Annotated in this window: 17 protein-coding genes; 14 read left to right on the top strand and 3 right to left on the bottom strand. The window is 47.4% G+C overall.

Going from position 1 to position 17,547, the window contains the following annotated elements:
- The first annotated feature begins 23 nt into the window (after positions 1–23).
- The 3 genes from mutM to coaE all read left to right on the top strand — a co-directional run bounded on the left by mutM (position 24) and on the right by coaE (position 2,232).
- Positions 24–854, top strand: a complete 831-nt coding sequence (mutM, locus tag NSQ37_RS20220) for a DNA-formamidopyrimidine glycosylase (protein WP_109127555.1) — start codon at positions 24–26, stop codon at positions 852–854.
- Positions 855–990: 136 nt separating this feature from the next.
- A complete protein-coding gene (ytaF, locus tag NSQ37_RS20215; RefSeq protein ID WP_003152461.1) occupies positions 991–1,623 on the top strand; it encodes a sporulation membrane protein YtaF in 633 nt (210 codons plus the stop codon).
- A 15-nt stretch (positions 1,624–1,638) separates the two neighbouring features.
- Positions 1,639–2,232 (top strand): dephospho-CoA kinase, encoded by a 594-nt coding sequence (gene coaE / locus NSQ37_RS20210; protein WP_326144869.1) that lies wholly within the window; start codon positions 1,639–1,641, stop codon positions 2,230–2,232.
- Between the two features lie 38 nt (positions 2,233–2,270).
- On the opposite strand, the gene NSQ37_RS20205 is transcribed toward coaE, so the two are convergent.
- Positions 2,271–3,113, bottom strand: a complete 843-nt coding sequence (locus NSQ37_RS20205) for an aldo/keto reductase (RefSeq protein WP_007408081.1) — start codon at positions 3,111–3,113, stop codon at positions 2,271–2,273.
- 58 nt (positions 3,114–3,171) lie between these two features.
- Positions 3,172–4,371, bottom strand: coding sequence for an MFS transporter (locus NSQ37_RS20200; RefSeq protein WP_341124599.1), 1,200 nt, complete (start codon positions 4,369–4,371; stop codon positions 3,172–3,174).
- A 183-nt stretch (positions 4,372–4,554) separates the two neighbouring features.
- On the opposite strand from NSQ37_RS20200, the gene NSQ37_RS20195 reads away from it, so the two are divergent.
- The 9 genes from NSQ37_RS20195 to thrS all read left to right on the top strand — a co-directional run bounded on the left by NSQ37_RS20195 (position 4,555) and on the right by thrS (position 13,889).
- Complete coding sequence (locus NSQ37_RS20195) at positions 4,555–4,941, top strand: winged helix-turn-helix transcriptional regulator (protein WP_003152469.1); 387 nt, start codon at positions 4,555–4,557, stop codon at positions 4,939–4,941.
- Between the two features lie 207 nt (positions 4,942–5,148).
- Positions 5,149–6,171 (top strand): glyceraldehyde-3-phosphate dehydrogenase, encoded by a 1,023-nt coding sequence (locus NSQ37_RS20190; protein WP_007408083.1) that lies wholly within the window; start codon positions 5,149–5,151, stop codon positions 6,169–6,171.
- Between the two features lie 238 nt (positions 6,172–6,409).
- Positions 6,410–6,790 carry an adenosylmethionine decarboxylase gene (gene speD, locus NSQ37_RS20185; RefSeq protein WP_003152471.1) on the top strand — a complete coding sequence of 127 codons (381 nt, stop codon included), beginning with the start codon at positions 6,410–6,412 and terminating at the stop codon, positions 6,788–6,790.
- Positions 6,791–7,038: 248 nt separating this feature from the next.
- Positions 7,039–7,497 carry a transcriptional regulator NrdR gene (nrdR, locus tag NSQ37_RS20180; protein ID WP_003152473.1) on the top strand — a complete coding sequence of 153 codons (459 nt, stop codon included), beginning with the start codon at positions 7,039–7,041 and terminating at the stop codon, positions 7,495–7,497.
- A 111-nt stretch (positions 7,498–7,608) separates the two neighbouring features.
- Complete coding sequence (locus NSQ37_RS20175) at positions 7,609–9,018, top strand: replication initiation and membrane attachment family protein (RefSeq protein ID WP_341124597.1); 1,410 nt, start codon at positions 7,609–7,611, stop codon at positions 9,016–9,018.
- A 24-nt stretch (positions 9,019–9,042) separates the two neighbouring features.
- On the top strand, positions 9,043–9,978 hold the full coding sequence (gene dnaI, locus NSQ37_RS20170; protein WP_012118157.1) for a primosomal protein DnaI: 936 nt from the start codon (positions 9,043–9,045) through the stop codon (positions 9,976–9,978).
- 32 nt (positions 9,979–10,010) lie between these two features.
- On the top strand, positions 10,011–10,652 hold the full coding sequence (locus NSQ37_RS20165; protein WP_025285089.1) for a TVP38/TMEM64 family protein: 642 nt from the start codon (positions 10,011–10,013) through the stop codon (positions 10,650–10,652).
- Between the two features lie 65 nt (positions 10,653–10,717).
- The gene (gene ytxC, locus NSQ37_RS20160) at positions 10,718–11,548 is read left to right on the top strand and encodes a putative sporulation protein YtxC (protein WP_015240356.1); all 831 of its coding nucleotides are present in this window, start codon (positions 10,718–10,720) and stop codon (positions 11,546–11,548) included.
- A gap of 409 nt (positions 11,549–11,957) precedes the next feature.
- Complete coding sequence (thrS, locus tag NSQ37_RS20155; protein WP_007613029.1) at positions 11,958–13,889, top strand: threonine--tRNA ligase; 1,932 nt, start codon at positions 11,958–11,960, stop codon at positions 13,887–13,889.
- Positions 13,890–13,943: 54 nt separating this feature from the next.
- Here thrS and NSQ37_RS20150 read toward each other — a convergent pair whose 3' ends face one another.
- Positions 13,944–14,738: an HAD family hydrolase gene (locus NSQ37_RS20150; protein WP_341124593.1), complete on the bottom strand. Its 795-nt coding sequence runs from the start codon at positions 14,736–14,738 to the stop codon at positions 13,944–13,946.
- Between the two features lie 186 nt (positions 14,739–14,924).
- Here NSQ37_RS20150 and NSQ37_RS20145 point away from each other — a divergent pair, with 186 nt between their 5' ends.
- Both NSQ37_RS20145 and NSQ37_RS20140 read left to right on the top strand, forming a co-directional pair.
- Positions 14,925–16,706, top strand: coding sequence for a sensor histidine kinase (locus NSQ37_RS20145; RefSeq protein WP_341124591.1), 1,782 nt, complete (start codon positions 14,925–14,927; stop codon positions 16,704–16,706).
- Entirely contained in the window at positions 16,684–17,418 is a 735-nt protein-coding gene (locus NSQ37_RS20140; protein ID WP_007408091.1) for a LytR/AlgR family response regulator transcription factor, read from the top strand. Before NSQ37_RS20145 ends, NSQ37_RS20140 begins: the two co-directional genes overlap by 23 nt.
- Positions 17,419–17,547: the final 129 nt, after the last annotated feature.

Raw genomic sequence — 17,547 nt, 5'->3', positions numbered from 1 at the left:
CAGAGAAAAAGGAAGTGATGATTGTGCCGGAATTACCAGAAGTTGAAACGGTCCGGCGCACTCTGACCGGTCTTGTGAAGGGGAAAACGATTGAATCGGCGGATATCAGATGGCCGAATATCATCAAAAAACCCGCCGAGCCGGAGGAATTCGCGCGGCAGATTGCAGGAGAAACAATCCGATCCATCGGAAGAAGGGGAAAGTTTTTGCTTTTCCATCTGGATCATTATGTCATGGTGTCCCACCTGCGGATGGAGGGGAAATACGGTCTTCATCAGGCCGATGAGCCTGACGATAAACATGTGCACGTCGTGTTTCACATGACGGACGGAACACAGCTCCGCTACCGGGATGTCCGGAAATTCGGCACGATGCATTTGTTTGCGCCGGGAGAGGAACAGAATGCATTACCGCTTTCACAGCTCGGGCTCGAACCCGATGATGAAGCATTTACCGCTGCTTATTTAAAAGAGCGGCTTGCAAAAACGAACCGCGCAGTGAAAACAGCCCTGCTCGACCAAAAAGCGGTCGTCGGCCTCGGCAATATTTATGTCGATGAAGCTTTATTCCGGGCGCGTATTCATCCTGAGACAAAAGCGAACAGTCTGTCAGACGGGCAGATAAAAACGCTTCATACAGAAATTAAAGACACCCTTCAGGAAGCGATTGACGCGGGCGGGAGCACCGTCCGGTCTTATATCAATTCTCAAGGGGAGATCGGAATGTTTCAGCTCAAACATTACGTATACGGCAAAAAGGATGAACCGTGCAAAACGTGCGGCACGATGATTTCTAAAATCGTGGTCGGCGGAAGGGGTACGCATTTTTGCGCCCGCTGCCAAAAAAAATCATGAACTGAAGCGGTTCAAGCAGGCGGCAGCAGAATGACTTTTTTCTAACACAGTTGATGACCTTTCTCCATATATATATTGTGATTCACCCAATAGGCATATGTCACAAGTGCCGATCAAGAGAAAGGGAGAAACGGATATGGAGATTGTTTCTTTGCTGCTTTTGGCTTTTGCTGTCAGCTTGGACAGTTTTTCAGTCGGGTTTACGTATGGTTTGAGAAAAATGAAAATCCCGTTCAAAGCGATTGCCGTGATCGCTTGCTGTTCAGCCTCTGTGATGTTTATATCCATGCTGATCGGCCATTTTCTGACAAAGATTTTTCCCGTATCCGTCACGGAAAAACTGGGCGGACTGATCTTAATCGGAATCGGGGCATGGGTCATCTGGCAATTTTTCAAACCGGCTAAAGAGCCGGATTACTTATTGCATGAAAAAACGTTACTTAATCTTGAAGTGAAATCGCTCGGCATCGTCATTCATATTTTGAAAAAACCGACCAGCGCTGATATTGATCAATCCGGAACCATTAATGGAGTCGAGGCGCTTCTGCTCGGTATCGCCTTATCCATTGACGCGTTTGGCGCCGGGCTGGGAGCGGCCATTCTCGGCTTTTCTCCGGTTATGATGAGCGTGACTGTCGGGCTGATGAGCTCGCTGTTTGTTTCACTCGGCATAAACGCGGGGCATTTGCTTTCAAGATGGAATTGGATAGATAAAATGACATTTTTGCCGGGAGTCCTGCTGATTATCATCGGGATTTGGAAAATGTAAGAAGGAGTGGGCTTTTTGAGCTTGGTCATCGGTTTAACGGGAGGCATCGCAAGCGGCAAAAGCACGGTAGCGCGTATGCTGATCGACAAAAAAATAACAGTCATTGATGCGGATGCCATCGCAAAACAGGCGGTGGAAAAAGGAATGCCGGCTTACGGACAAATTGTGGAAGCATTCGGAAAAGACATCCTGCTGGAAAATGGCGGTATTGACAGAAAAAAACTCGGTTCTATCGTTTTCACTGACGAACAGAAGCGTCTGAAGCTGAATCAGATCGTTCATCCGGCGGTGCGTGCGGAAATGCTGAAACAGCGGGATGAAGCCGTTGCGCGAAAAGAGCAGTTCGTCGTTTTGGATATACCGCTTTTGTATGAAAGCGGGCTTGATTATCTTGTCGGCAAGGTGCTCGTCGTCACCGTACCGGCAGACATTCAGCTTAAACGGCTGATAGAGCGGAATTCCCTTACAGAAGAAGAAGCGATGAGCCGGATAACGTCGCAAATGCCTTTAGCGGATAAAACAAAAAAAGCTGACGCCGTCATTGATAACAGCGGCAGTCTTGAATATACAAAGCACCAGCTTGAGGAAGTATTGAGCAGCTGGGCATAAACAAACACCGTTCGGAAAGCCGAACGGTGTTTTTCTGGTTAAAAATCAAAATTGTCAGGGTCCGGACCGACACGGAGGTTTTCGTTCAGATCATCAATCCGCTTCATATCGTCAGCTGACAGTTCGAAATCAAAGACATTTGCATTTTCTTCAATACGGTGTTTTTTAGTTGATTTCGGAATGGTGATGACACCGTTTTGCAAATCCCAGCGCAAAATCACTTGAGCGGCTGATTTGCCGTACTTCTCAGCGATTTCCTGTAAGACGGTGTGATCAAGCAGCTGACCTTGCATCAATGGCGACCACGCTTCAAGCTGAATGCCTTGTTCAGTGCAGAAAGCAAGCAGTTCTTTCTGTGTCAGACGAGGATGGTACTCCACCTGGTTGATCATCGGCTTGATTTCCGTCTCTTTCATGAGATGTTTCAGGTGGTGAATTTGGAAATTGCTGACCCCGATCGCCTTAATGCGTCCATCCCGGTAGAGGGTTTCGAGCGCCCGCCACGCATCGATGTACTTTCCTTCGACAGGCCAATGGATCAAATATAAATCCAAATAATCTAAACCGAGTTTTTCTAAGCTTGTGTCAAACGCTTTTAACGTTTCTTCATATCCTAAATCGGCATTCCATACTTTTGACGTGACAAAAATGTCTTCACGTTTTAATCCCGCTTCTTGTAGCCCTTGGCGGATGCCTTCGCCGACACCTTCTTCATTTCCGTAAATCGCGGCGGTATCAACGCTGCGATAGCCGTGCACCAATGCCGTTTTCACCGCGTTGACGAGTTCCGCGCCTTCCTCTACTTTGAAAACTCCGATGCCGAACCAAGGCATCTCTACTCCGTTATGCAATGTTGCTTTTGCTTGTAAATGTGTTGTCATGTATATATTCCTCCTATTAGTTGTCTGTTGAAACAATCAAAATGCGCTGAAGAAAAACTCACCTCCTTTCAAGGGCAGTGCGATCCCGCTTTTCAAGCTTCCTGCTCCATCCGGTTAATACGACCGCGCTGAGCACCATCAGCGCCCCGATCCAAGCGGTATGAATGATTCCGATTGAGTCTGTAATGATTCCGCCGGCAAATGAGCCGATCGCGATTCCGGCATTAAATGCCGCGATATTTAAGGCTGATGCTGTATCAACGGCGCTTGGCGCAAAACGTTCACTCAGCATCACAACATATACCTGAAGCCCCGGCACATTCATAAACGCCAACAGCCCCATGAAAATAATGGTGATCAGCCCGGCTGTTTTAAACGGCGCGGTAAAAGTCAGAACAAACAGCACAGCAGCCTGGACAATGAACATATAAAACAAGGCTTTCAGCGGATTTCGGTTTGATAAACGGCCGCCAATCATGTTTCCGATGGCAATCGCAATTCCGTAAACGAGCAGGATGGCCGCGACGGTTTCTTTCTGAAAACCGGTTACCTCCTGAAGAAGCGGAGATAAATACGTAAACACGACAAACGTTCCGCCGTAGCCTAACGCGGTAATCATAAATAAAAGCAATAACCGGCCGTTTGTGACGAGTTTGACCTGCTCGGAAAATGCGGTTTTCGTCCCTTTGCGCAAACGCGACGGAACGAGAAGCGCGTTTGTTAGGAATGCGATGATTCCTACCGCCACAATGACGGCAAATGCGATTCTCCATCCGAATTGCTGGCCGAGATAGGTGCCGAACGGAACGCCGGTCACCGTAGCCACCGTCAGCCCCGTGAACATGATGGAAATCGCGCTTGCTCTTTTATGCTCCGGCACGATATTGGCGGCGATTGTTGCCCCGATTGACATGAAAATGCCGTGGGAAAAAGCCGAAATAACCCGTGCCGCCAGTAAGACGCCGATTGAGGAAGCGCTCGCTGCGAGTGTATTTCCGGCGATAAAAATTAACATCACCCAGAGCAGCAGCGTTTTCCGCGACATGCCGGATGTAAGAGACGTTAAAACCGGCGCGCCGAATGTCACGCCCAGAGCATACATGGAAACGGTAAGCCCCGCCGTTGTCACAGGTATATGCAGATCTTGAGATATAAGCGGCAGCAGCCCGACGCTGATAAATTCGGTTGTGCCGATCGCAAAAGCGCTGACGGCTAATGCCAGCAGCGCTGGTAAATAGCTTTGGCGATGTGAAGACATCTGTTTTCCTCCTTGAACGATAATGTATGGTTGAAATGATGCCGGGTAAACGATATAAGTATAAGAGTACATTCCTTTTCAGCCGGCAAATGTCATTATGATCGATAGAAGTGTCATTGAAAAGAACGTACTTTTAAGTGCCATAGGCACTTTTTAGTTCCTATAGATGAGGAGGAATTACCGTTGCTGAAGAAAAAATACAATATATCCGTAGAAGCGGCGCTTGAAGTGATCGGCGGAAAATGGAAGTGTGTGATCCTCTGCCACCTCATGCGCGGGAAAAAACGGACAAGCGAATTGAAGCGGCTTATGCCGGACATCACCCAGAAGATGCTGACACAGCAATTGCGGGAGCTGGAAGCTGACGGCGTCATCAACCGGATCGTGTACAATCAGGTGCCGCCGAAAGTGGAATACGAGCTGAGTGAATACGGGCACAGTCTGGAAAGAATTTTAAACGCGCTGTGCGACTGGGGCGCGATGCATATTGCTAAACGGTACGGCGAGGTGTCTTCCGTTTTAGAGGACAGCATTTTAAATGACAAATTTAAAGAACCGGGACAAATATAAGAAAAAAGCAGGCAGCCTGAGACGCTGATCCTGCTTTTTTTATGGAAGAAAGATCATTTTATATGCAAAAAAACCGATTGAACAACATATTGATCGGTATAAGGGTGGATTTTTATCAAGTTGTACTGGCGGATTTCTTTTAATGTGTTATACTATATATAAATAAAGGTAAATTAGAGTGGCATATTAAAAAGGGGTGACCTGAGCATGAAGGTAAAAGTAGCAATCAACGGGTTTGGAAGAATCGGAAGAATGGTGTTCAGAAAAGCAATGGAAGATGATCAAATTCAAATAACAGCCATTAATGCAAGCTATCCCCCGGAAACGCTTGCTCATTTGATAAAGTATGACACAATTCACGGCAAATACGATCAAGAAGTTGAGACCTCCGACGACAGTCTGATCGTCAACGGAAAACATATTATGCTGTTCAATCGCCGGGACCCGAGAGAGCTTCCGTGGAAAGAATGCGGAATAGACATCGTCGTAGAGGCAACGGGGAAATTTAATTCAAAAGAAAAAGCGATGAGCCATATTGAAGCAGGGGCGAAAAAAGTCATTTTAACGGCCCCGGGCAAAAATGAAGACGTTACCATTGTCATGGGAGTAAATGAAGAGCAGTTCAATCCCGATGAACATGTCATTATTTCAAATGCATCCTGCACGACAAACTGTCTTGCGCCGGTCGTCAAAGTGCTTGATCAGGAATTCGGGATTGAAAGCGGCCTGATGACGACTGTTCACGCTTACACGAATGATCAAAAAAATATCGACAATCCGCATAAAGATCTGCGGAGGGCGAGAGCCTGCGGAGAATCCATCATTCCGACTTCTACAGGCGCCGCCAAAGCGCTGTCGCTCGTGCTGCCTCATTTGAAAGGAAAACTTCACGGTCTCGCTTTGCGTGTTCCCGTTCCGAATGTGTCATTAGTGGACCTTGTCTGCGATCTGAAAACAGATGTGTCGGCCGAGCAAGTAAACGCCGCTTTCCAAAGAGCCGCAAAAACGTCGATGTACGGAATTCTTGATTATTCGGATGAGCCGCTCGTTTCTTCGGATTATAATACGAATTCACACTCTGCGATCATCGACGGACTGACAACGATGGTGATGGAAGACCGAAAAGTAAAGGTGCTCGCCTGGTATGACAATGAATGGGGATATTCCTGCCGGGTCGTTGATCTTATCCGTCACGTCGCCGCGCGAATGAAACACCCGTCAGCTGTGTAGACTAAAGATCATGGACATTTGTTAGAAAAAAACCCTTAACGGCATATTCGCAAAAAACACACCTTGCAAAATAAACTTAAACACAGTATACTATCTTTCGTGAACTTCTTGCTCGTGACTGCTTCGGAATTACTTAAAGGGTTAGGACCTCTCCGGACTAACTTTCCCCCGTGGTAAATGGCCGGGTCAGTTCTCGGAAATTCACTTTTTTAATTCTTGTTAAGGGGGGTCCATGATTATGGAAACAATGGGGCGTCACGTCATCTCCGAGCTGTGGGGATGCGATTTTGATAAGCTCAATGACATGGATTTTATTGAAAAAACGTTTGTAAATGCTGCTTTGAAATCAGGAGCTGAAGTGCGCGAGGTCGCATTTCACAAATTTGCACCGCAAGGCGTAAGCGGAGTCGTTATCATCTCTGAGTCACATTTAACGATTCACAGTTTTCCTGAACACGGATATGCAAGCATTGATGTTTATACTTGTGGAGACCTGGATCCTAATGTGGCTGCGGATTACATTGCGGACGCATTACATGCAGATACAAGAGAAAACATTGAAATACCGAGAGGAATGGGGCCTGTACAGATTAAACAGGCACAAGCGAAAGTACTGTAATTTTCAAAACGCAAACACAAGGGAGCTAAGCTGAAAAAGCCATTACGTGCTTTGAAGCTGATGCTCCTTTTCTAATGTAAAAAAACAGCATTGCTTTTTCTTTAAGCATTTTTTTTGTAAAATAGAAAAGATAAGGCCGGTCTATCGGCTCTCCCAACAAATAGGCTCATCCTAGAAACGTTGGCGGGCATTTACCGGAAGCTTGCGAACCGCATTACAGCAACGAAACAGATGGGAGCTGATCCAATTTGAAATGTCCTTCATGCCAGCACAACGGTTCCCGCGTACTTGATTCACGGCCTGCGGACGAAGGGAAATCAATCCGCAGAAGGCGGGAATGCGAAGCCTGCCATTACCGCTTCACTACATTTGAGAAGTTTGAAGAGATGCCTCTGATCGTCGTGAAAAAAGAAGGCGTCCGGGAAGAATTCAGCCGTGAAAAAATGCTGCGCGGGTTAATTAAAGCTTGTGAAAAAAGGCCCGTTCCTTTAAAAACATTGGAAGACATGTGCTTTGACATTGAAAAAGAACTGAGAAACCAAGGTGTATCTGAAGTCAAAAGCGAACTTGTCGGAGAAATGGTAATGGACCGTCTGGCGAAAATCGATGAGGTGTCTTATGTCCGCTTTGCCTCCGTCTACCGGCAGTTTAAGGATATAAACGTGTTTATCGATGAATTGAAAGATTTAATAAAGAAAGAACGCTGAGAGAGCTAAGAGATTGTGTCTGGCTCTTTTCTCATGAGCAAAATTGGCATTTGATAGATCGCAGAAACGGTGTAAAATGAGAGTAGAAACATATCGGAAGGTTTGAGAATCATGGCTGACTATTGGAATGACGTATTGCCTGTAGATCCTTATACGGTCAAAAGCCGTTCGCTTCTTCAGGAGGTCGACAGACAGGTTTTGACACATCTGTACCAGCCGCTGATCGGTTCTTTTGCATTCTCCCTTTATATGACCTTATGGGGGGAGCTTGAGCAGAACCGCTTGTGGGGAGCGGAATCCTCGCACAGGCAGCTGATGGGCATGATGCAGTCAAATTTAAAAAAGATTCATCATGAACAGGGAAAGCTTGAAGGAATCGGGCTGCTGAAAGTGTATATCCGGGAGTCCGAGCAGAAAGAGCGGATGTTTATTTATGAGCTGCTGCCCCCGCTCAGACCGAATGATTTTTTTGAAGACGGCATGCTGAATGTCTTTCTTTATAACAGAGTCGGTAAAACGAAATACCAGCAGCTGAGACAATTTTACACGCACCCTTCCGTCGGCGCGGGCGCAAGGGACATTACCCGTCCGTTTAATCACGCTTTTGCCTCTTTTCAGCCGAGTGAATGGAAAATGACGCCTGATATGGAAGAGGCGATGAAGCTCCCCGAGGACTATGAGACGGCGTCTGTCGGACAAGCGCCTTCCTATACGGTGACGGAGGAAGTATTTGATTTTGAGCTTTTCATGGCGGGACTGTCAGAAACGATGATACCGCGCAAATCAATCACGCAGGACGTGCGGGAGAGCATTAAAAAGCTTTCATATTTATACGGAATAGATCCTATCTCCATGCAGCACGTCGTCATGACCGCAATTAATGAACAGGATACGATAACGGCCGAAGCGCTGAGGAAAGCGGCCAGCGATTGGTACCAAATTGAAAGAAGCGGTAAGCTTCCGGAACTGATTGATAAAACACAGCCTGTCACCTTGAGAGAAAACCGGACGGAAAAGGACGATTCATTGAACGGCGAACTCATCGCACAGCTTGAGACCATATCACCGAGAAAGCTTCTTCAAGACATTGCGGACGGGACCGAGCCGTCAAAAGCCGACTTGCAGATTATCGCCGATATTATGTTCGAACAAAAGCTTGAGCCCGGCGTCACCAATGTGCTGATTTATTATGTCATGCTGAAAACGGATATGAAGCTGTCCAAAAACTATATCCAAAAAATCGCCGCCCACTGGGCCAGAAAGAAAGTCAAAACGGTACGGGAAGCAATGAAGCTCGCAATAGAAGAGCACAGGCAATATCTTGATTGGGCGGACGGCAAAACAAACGGCGCGGCGCGCGGCAAAAAAACTGTCCGGGAAGAAAAGCGCCCTGATTGGATGAAAGAAGAAGAAACCGGGAAGAAACAAGAACAGCCGGCTCTTTCCGCGCAGGATCTTGAAGAACAGAAGAAAAAAATGATGGAAGAAATGAAAAAACTGAAAAAATACTCTGCCTATTGAGACAGAGAAGCGGGGTGATATTGAATGGAACCGATCAGCCGATCCTTAGAAGGCGTGACGAAAAGACCTGACTTTCAAAAACGCCTGGAACGAATGCAGCAGCAAGTCATGGCCGACGAAGACGTCCAGGCTTTTTTGAAGGAACAGAAAGATGTAATCAATCAAAGCATGATTGACAGAGGGTTAAATAAACTGTACGAATTCGTTCAGCAAAGCAAACAGTGCGCCTTCTGTTCGAAAGACAGCCGGACGAACAGCCTGCTTGAAGGCTATCATCCGAAGCTTGTGATCAACGGGCGTTCCATTGATATTGAATATTACGAATGTCCGGAAAAGAGAAAGCTCGACCGCCAGAAAAGGCAAAAGTCCCTGATGAAGAGCATGTATATCCAGCAGGATCTTCTCGGCGCGACGTTTCAGCAGATCGACATTACCGATCCGAGCAGAGTCGGCATTTTCCAGCATGTGACGGATTTTCTGAAGAGCTATAATGAAACGGGAAAAGGCAAAGGGCTGTATCTGTACGGAAAATTCGGAATCGGAAAGACATTTATTTTAGCCGCCATTGCTAACGAACTGGCGGAAAAAGAGTATTCATCAATGATCGTATATGTTCCCGAATTTGTCAGAGAGCTGAAAAACTCGCTCCAGGATCAGTCGTTGGAGGCGAAACTGAATATGGTGAAAACGACGCCCGTATTGATGCTTGATGACATCGGAGCGGAGTCAATGACAAGCTGGGTCAGAGATGAGGTCATCGGCACCGTGCTTCAGCACAGAATGAGCCAGCAGCTTCCCACTTTCTTCTCGTCTAATTTCTCACCTGACGAGCTGAAGCATCATTTTACGTATTCACAGCGGGGAGAAAAGGAAGAAGTAAAAGCGGCAAGACTGATGGAGCGGATTTTATATTTGGCTTCGCCCGTCCGTCTTGACGGGGAAAACCGCCGCCGTTCATGATGCCGGCGTCCAATGGGAAGGATTTGAAGGGAATGAGGAATAAGAAGGCTGTCACTTGGGCTGCGGCTGCGGCGGGAGCGGGCCTTTTGCTGTGGGCAAACCGCAAATATCTGAATCTGTCGCCTAAGGAGATCCGGCTGTGGGTATTATCGTTCGGTGTTTTTGCGCCGCTTGTGTTTATCGGAATTTCCATCGTCAGGCCTTTTGTGCTGTTTCCCGTATCAATCGTTTCCGTCGCCGGAGGATTGGCGTTCGGCCCGTTTTTCGGCACCATGTATACGCTGGCGGGCTCAATGGGCGCTGCCGCCGCGTCTTTTTTTGCGGCGGGGCTGTTTGCCTTTAATGAGAAAAGCCGTCATGGAAAAATGGAAGCCATTCAAAAACAGATGAAAACCAATGGCTTCTTTTATATTTTTATCCTGCGTATTCTGCCTGTTAACTTTGATGTGATCAGCTATGCCGCGGGCCTATCGAAAGTCAGGCCGATGACGTATTTTTTGGCGACCGCAGCGGGCATCATTCCGGGGACGATCGTCCTGAATGTGCTCGGCGCGAGCTTTATGTCCGGAAATGTGCTGACCGTACTCGGCGTGATCTGTCTTTACATCGTATTTTTATCGCTTCCCGTTATATTTAAAAAGAAGGTGCGCCATTTGTTCGGCGGTGAAAGCTAACCTTTACGTCTATTTTAAAAACATCCCCCATATACTTGTAACAGATGCCGTAAGGGGGGACAAATATGCTTGAAGTGATCTTTGAAGATGACCACGATACCGCCGCTTTTTTACATCTCATTCAGCAATCGGACGACCGGAGACATTTTATTGTCCGTGAAGGCATAAAAAAAGTCGGAATCGCAAGGTCTGAAACGGCTTTTTGCGTTCAGCGCTTTATTGAGCCGATACTTGTCAGGTTTTTTTTGGAATGCAAAGAAGACGAGCATATGCTTTCGCTTATTGAGGATGCATACTGCTTCACCGATCAGGATGAACAGCAGCAAATCCTTCAGCTTGCACACAGCATTATGGAAGGAGAGCTTGATGATCATCCGTTCGAGCCGAAGAAAGAGCCGCGCACACAGTTTATTTCAGATGCGCTCCGGACGATTTCACTTGATGCGGGTGTTTTTTCCGTGCGTTCGTTTCAGACGTTCCGGCTCGGCAGGTATTATGAGCGGCTCAGAGAATACGCGGAGGCTGCGATAGATGAATACCGGATGGAACAGGAATATCAAAACTTTATCCAGTCTCTGAGAGATTATGTGACATCCAATCCGCCGCGGATGAAGAAAGTCCGCATCGTACATGACCGGGCTTTTACGCTGTGGGAGCTGCGCTATTTGTCAGAACGGGAACAGAAAAAATACATAGACAGACGGTTTGTGCGGGAGCACCCGATGTATATAGATTCCCATCTCCTTGCGCCGCTGATCTCCATTGCGCCTGAGACGGTAGAACTGTATACGGACAAACCGGAGCATATGATGTCCAGAACGATTCAAAACGTGTTTCAGGAGAGGGTGCGCCTTTTTCCGCTGGGCGCGTTTGCAGCCGAGAAGACGGAAGGATAGCCGCACGGACGGCCTTGTGTAAGCGGCAGGGCTGTCTGTGCGAAATCAGACGGAAAACCGAGTTGCATTTTTCTCACAGACATTTTATAATACATAAAAGATTAATGATTGCTACACGTATTGATAAGGACATGAAGCATTGATACCGGCTTTATAAGAGAGGAGAGCCCAGGCTGAAAGCTTTCCAGCTATGGATCATTGTCTTTACCGCCTTTGAACTTCAGCTGTGAACGCCGGAAGAAGCGCCAGTAATAGCTGACGGGAACTCCCGTTACAGAGTTTAGAGCCGCAGGTGCCGAAACAATCGGCCGCGCGGAAAAAAGGGTGGAACCACGATTCCGTTTATTTAACCTCGTCCCTTTCATAGGGGGCGGGGTTTTTGATTTGCATAAAAAAAGGAGTGACGAAGATGTCAGATATGATCAACATCACATTTCCGGACGGAGCGGTAAAGGAATTTCCGAAAGGAACAACAACAGAAGATATCGCGGCATCCATCAGTCCGGGATTAAAGAAAAAGTCTTTAGCCGGAAAACTGAACGGACAGGAAATTGATTTAAGAACGCCGATTCAAGAGGATGGTGCCGTAGAAATCATTACAGAAGGCACAGAAGAAGGTTTGAACATCATGCGGCACAGCACGGCGCATTTATTGGCCCAGGCGATTAAACGCATTTATAAAGATGTGAAATTCGGTGTCGGTCCCGTCATTGAAAACGGGTTCTATTATGACGTTGAAATGGAGCAGGCGCTGACGCCGGATGACCTTCCGAAGATTGAAAAAGAAATGAAACGAATCGTCGGTGAAAATCTGCCGATTATCCGAAAAGAAGTGAGCCGTGATGAAGCAAAAGCCATGTTTGCGGAAATCGGCGATAATCTGAAGCTTGAACTGCTGGATGCCATCCCAGAAGACGAAACGGTCTCCATTTATGAGCAGGGCGAATTTTTTGACCTGTGCCGCGGCGTGCACGTGCCGTCTACAGGCAAAATTAAAGAATTTAAGCTGCTGAGCCTTGCGGGCGCATACTGGCGCGGCGACAGCAAAAACCAAATGCTTCAGCGCATTTACGGCACGGCCTTCTTTAAAAAAGATGACCTGAAAGAGCATTTGCGGATGCTTGAAGAAGCGAAAGAGCGTGACCACCGAAAACTGGGCAAAGAATTAAAATTGTTCGCCAACTCTCAAAAAGTCGGACAAGGCCTGCCGCTCTGGCTGCCGAAAGGCGCAACCATCCGCCGCGTGATCGAGCGCTACATTGTGGATAAAGAGCTGAGCCTCGGTTATGAGCACGTCTATACGCCTGTTCTCGGAAGCAAAGACCTGTACGAAACATCGGGCCACTGGGAACATTATCAGGAAGGCATGTTCCCGCCGATGGAAATGGACAATGAAACACTCGTGCTCCGTCCGATGAACTGTCCTCACCATATGATGATTTACAAACAGGACATTCACAGCTACCGCGAGCTTCCGATCCGCATCGCAGAGCTGGGAACGATGCATCGTTATGAAATGTCCGGGGCGCTTTCAGGTCTTCAGCGCGTACGCGGCATGACGTTAAATGACGCGCACATTTTCGTCCGCCCTGACCAGATTAAAGAAGAATTCATCCGCACGGTCCGTTTGATTCAAGACGTATACGAAGACTTCGGCCTGAGTGATTACACATTCCGCCTGTCTTACCGCGATCCTGAAGATACGGAAAAATATTTTGATGATGATGAGATGTGGAACAAAGCGCAATCCATGCTGAAGGCGGCAATGGACGAAATCGGCCATGACTACTATGAAGCGGAAGGCGAAGCGGCGTTTTACGGCCCTAAGCTTGACGTACAGGTGAAAACGGCGATCGGCAAAGAAGAGACATTGTCAACTGTACAGCTTGACTTCCTTCTTCCGGAACGCTTTGATCTCACTTACGTCGGAGAAGACGGCAAACAGCACCGCCCTGTCGTTATTCACCGCGGTGTCGTGTCAACGATGGAGCGTTTCGTTGCTTTCTTAATCGAAGAGCACAAAGGCGCCCTTCCGACATGGCTTGCGCCGGTGCAGTTCCAAGTCATTCCTGTATCACCGTCCGTGCATCTTGACTATGCGAAAAAAGTGCAGGAGCGCCTGCAGCGTGAAGGCCTGCGTGTCGAGCTTGACAGCCGGGACGAGAAAATCGGCTATAAAATCCGTGAAGCGCAAATGCAAAAAATCCCGTACATGCTTGTGGTCGGTGACCAAGAAGCGGAAAACGGCGCGGTAAACGTCCGGAAATACGGCGAGCAGAAATCAGAAACCGTCTCATTGGACGATTTTGTGAAAAAGGCTGTAGCCGAAGCGAAAAAATAACCGGAAATGCAAAAAACCCCGTTCATTCAGAATGGGGTTTTTTTGCGTATAAAATTATCTTTCTTTTTGTTTCTCTATAATCGCAAACAGCTCGTGAAGATCGCTGATCACGTAATCAGGCGCAATGTCCGTATCATTTTTCTTTTGCGTCCGGTTTATCCAGACTGTCGTAATGCCTGCCCGTTTCGCTCCCAATATATCAGTATTGAGGTTATCTCCGACCATAATGGCGTCTTCTTTTTTCAGGTTCAGGAGGCCGAGGCAATGTTCGAATATGGAGGCGTCGGGTTTCCCTTTTCCGAAAGCGCCTGAGATGACGATTTCATTAAAATAAGGCGCAAGCTCAGGAACGCCGGCGAGTTTTTCTTTCTGCAGGCTGGGATCGCCGTTTGTCAGCAGAAGCAATTCATAAACACCTTTCAGCTTATCAAGCACCGCAAACGTTTCATCATACACGTACGGACGCTGTCTGCGTTCCGCCGCGAAAAACTCCGCCAAATATTCGCCGTAAGCCGCATCGTCTATACCGACGCTTTTTAAGCCGTTCGTCCAGGCGTTTCGTCTGTATTCCGGCGCAATCCGATTCAGCTGTTTAAATCCTTCGCTGACCGGCTCGGAAAAATTCGCCCACAATCCTTCAAATGGATTAATGCCGATCATGACCGTATAAGGATAGGTTTCGTATGACATATACAATTCCCGTGCCGCTTTCCGAACCGCATCTTCAAATGTATGCGGGTCAAGGCCATATTTTTTTTCCGCTTGTAAACATGTTTCCCTGAATGTTGTTCTGACGCTTTTTTCATCCCATAACAGTGTATCGTCCAAATCAAAAAATACGGCTTTCATGATCTTCTCCTCTTTGTTATATTCTGAAACTCTCTGCCGCAAGGCTCCCGTTTATTCTACAATAGATATATAGACTGTGAAAGATTTGTTTTCAGATGATTTGAAAAAAACAGGCAGGTTTGTGTCAGATTCTGTCTCAGGCTCTAAAACGTGATAAAATTAAATTTGAAAGAACAGGTGAAAAGTATGCTGCATTTGATCATCATGATGCTGGAAAGAGTCGGAATTATCGTCATATTGGGATTTGTTCTGGCTCATACCAGATTGTTCAGACAGGCGCTCCAGCAGCCTGAGAGCTATAAAGGCAAAGCGGTGCTGATTTCAATTTTCTCGCTGTTCAGTATCATCAGCAACTATACGGGAATAGAAATTCAGCGGAATACAATCATGAATAATGACTGGGTGTTTCAAATTAATCCGTCCGGTTCAATTGCCAATACAAGAATTATGGGCGTTGAAATCGGCGGACTCTTAGGCGGCCCGTATGTGGGGATCGGCGTCGGCATACTGGCCGGCCTGCATCGTTTATCACTCGGCGGCGCGACCGCAGTCAGCTGTGCCGTCTCATCCGTTTTAGCGGGCATTTTGTCCGGATGGATCGGACGGTATTTCAGAAAACGCTATGCGATGCCGACACCGCGGGTGGCCGCGCTTGTCGGACTCGGAATGGAATCGCTGCAAATGCTGCTCATCCTCTTGATGGCCAAGCCGTTTTCTGATGCTTGGACGCTTGTGAGCATCATCAGCATCCCGATGATATTGGTAAACGGGTCAGGAACTTTTATTTTTCTTTCGATCATTCAGTCGATTATCCGGAAGGAAGAACGGGCGAGAGCCCTTGAAACCCATAGGGTGCTGATGATTGCCGATCAGACGCTTCCGTTTTTCCGCCAGGGGCTGAATGAAAGCTCATGCAAAAGCGTCGCCGCCATCATTCACAGGCAAACAGGAACGGACGCGGTATCGCTTACGGATAACGAAAAGATCTTGGCGCACGTCGGCGCGGGTGCCGACCACCATATTCCGTCTGAAAGCCTGATCACCGGATTGTCAAAACGCGTCATTAAAACGGGTCATATTATGAAAGCGACATCAAAGGAAGAAATTGAATGCACGCACGATCCCTGTCCGCTGCATGCGGCGATCGTATTGCCGCTGACGTCAAACGGCAAAACGATCGGGACGCTGAAAATGTACTTTAAAAGCCCGTCAGGTTTAAGCCGGGTTGAAGAAGAGCTTGCAGAAGGACTCGCCATGCTGTTTTCCACCCAGCTTGAACTCGGCGAGGCGGAACTGCAGAGCAAATTGCTGAAAGACGCAGAAATAAAGGCGCTTCAGGCACAGGTCAATCCGCATTTTCTGTTTAATGCGATCAATACGATTTCTGCTCTTTGCCGTACGGATGTGGAAAAAACCAGAAAGCTTCTGCTGCAGCTGAGCGTCTATTTCCGTTCCAATCTGCAGGGGGCAAGGCAGCTGCTCATCCCGCTTTCTAAAGAACTGAACCATCTGCAGGCGTATTTATCATTGGAGCAGGCCCGTTTTCCCGGGAAATATAAAATCAGTCTTGAAATCGAACGCGGTTTGGAGGACATCGAAATTCCTCCTTTTGTGCTGCAGATTCTCGTCGAAAATGCGCTCCGCCATGCATTTTCAAGAAAGCAGGACAGCTGTGCCGTCAATGTCAGCGTGGTATCCGCCGGTCAGTCGGTTTTAATGCGGGTTGGAGATAACGGGCGGGGAATTGATCCGGAATTGCTGTCCGTGCTCGGAAACCGTCCGCTCCCGTCTAAAGAAGGGACGGGAACCGCGCTTTACAATTTAAATCAGCGGCTGATCGGGCTGTTCGGCCCCAAAGCAGCCCTGCGATTGGAAAGTGAGGCCGGCAAAGGTACGGACGTATCATTTGAGCTGCCTTTGAAACTGATGACTAAAGGAGAAGAACATGCTGAAGGTGTTAATCGTTGATGATGAAATGCTGGCAAGAGATGAATTAGCTTATTTGCTGAAACGGACGAATGAAGTAAGTGACATAAACGAAGCTGAAAATATTGAATCCGCTTTTGACAGTATGATGGATCAAAAACCGGATCTGCTGTTTTTGGACGTTGATTTGTCAGGAGAAAACGGATTTGACATTGCCAAACGGCTGAAAAACATGAAAAATCCGCCGGCCGTCGTTTTTGCGACGGCGTATGACCAATTTGCTTTAAAAGCCTTTGAAGTCGACGCACTCGATTATTTAACGAAGCCTTTTGATGAAGAAAGAGTGCGCCAGACGATCAGAAAGTTTAAAAGAGTGAAGCGGGACAGGGCAGGAGCCGTCTCAGAGCAGCCGTCCGCAGCCGGAGCGCATAAACTGGCTGTATCAGCCGGTGAATCTATTGTCATTTTAGATACGAAGGACATTATTTTCGCCGGCATGGAGGACGGACACGTTTCCGTTAAAACGTTTGCCGCGTCTTATTCCGTTCATGAAACTTTGGCGGTCATTGAGAAAAAACTGCCTGATACGGGTTTCTTGAGAGTGCACCGCGCGTTCATCGTGAATACGGAGCATATTACGGAAATTCATCCGTGGTTTAATTCGACGTACAATCTTATCTTAAAAGACGGCTCTAAAATTCCCGTCAGCCGTACATACGCCAAGGACTTAAAAAAGCTGCTTCATATTATATGAGGCGGCTTTTGCATTTCAGCAGCCGTTTTTTGCATTTCAGAATGAATATTCAGCCGTTTGTTATGAAAGCGCTTTAAAAGGCGATTTCTCTTTTATAATGGACCTAACAAAGAGAAAGAGGTGAAGAAA

It is taken from the genome of Bacillus sp. FSL P4-0334, assembly GCF_038004825.1.
Lineage (GTDB): Bacteria > Bacillota > Bacilli > Bacillales > Bacillaceae > Bacillus > Bacillus velezensis.
The sequence above is the reverse complement of the archived record's forward strand: the minus strand, read 5'-3'. Positions and strand labels throughout refer to the sequence as shown.

Bases quoted from the DNA above. Each gene is read 5' to 3' on its own strand.
- ytaF (WP_003152461.1), top strand. From the start codon at position 991: ATGGAGATTGTTTCTTTGCTGCTTTTGGCTTTTGCTGTCAGCTTGGAC.
- NSQ37_RS20205 (WP_007408081.1), bottom strand. From the start codon at position 3,113: ATGACAACACATTTACAAGCAAAAGCAACATTGCATAACGGAGTAGAG.
- NSQ37_RS20200 (WP_341124599.1), bottom strand. From the start codon at position 4,371: ATGTCTTCACATCGCCAAAGCTATTTACCAGCGCTGCTGGCATTAGCC.
- NSQ37_RS20190 (WP_007408083.1), top strand. From the start codon at position 5,149: ATGAAGGTAAAAGTAGCAATCAACGGGTTTGGAAGAATCGGAAGAATG.
- speD (WP_003152471.1), top strand. From the start codon at position 6,410: ATGGAAACAATGGGGCGTCACGTCATCTCCGAGCTGTGGGGATGCGAT.
- NSQ37_RS20175 (WP_341124597.1), top strand. From the start codon at position 7,609: ATGGCTGACTATTGGAATGACGTATTGCCTGTAGATCCTTATACGGTC.
- dnaI (WP_012118157.1), top strand. From the start codon at position 9,043: ATGGAACCGATCAGCCGATCCTTAGAAGGCGTGACGAAAAGACCTGAC.
- NSQ37_RS20165 (WP_025285089.1), top strand. From the start codon at position 10,011: ATGAGGAATAAGAAGGCTGTCACTTGGGCTGCGGCTGCGGCGGGAGCG.
- ytxC (WP_015240356.1), top strand. From the start codon at position 10,718: ATGCTTGAAGTGATCTTTGAAGATGACCACGATACCGCCGCTTTTTTA.
- thrS (WP_007613029.1), top strand. From the start codon at position 11,958: ATGTCAGATATGATCAACATCACATTTCCGGACGGAGCGGTAAAGGAA.
- NSQ37_RS20150 (WP_341124593.1), bottom strand. From the start codon at position 14,738: ATGAAAGCCGTATTTTTTGATTTGGACGATACACTGTTATGGGATGAA.
- NSQ37_RS20145 (WP_341124591.1), top strand. From the start codon at position 14,925: ATGCTGCATTTGATCATCATGATGCTGGAAAGAGTCGGAATTATCGTC.
- NSQ37_RS20140 (WP_007408091.1), top strand. From the start codon at position 16,684: ATGCTGAAGGTGTTAATCGTTGATGATGAAATGCTGGCAAGAGATGAA.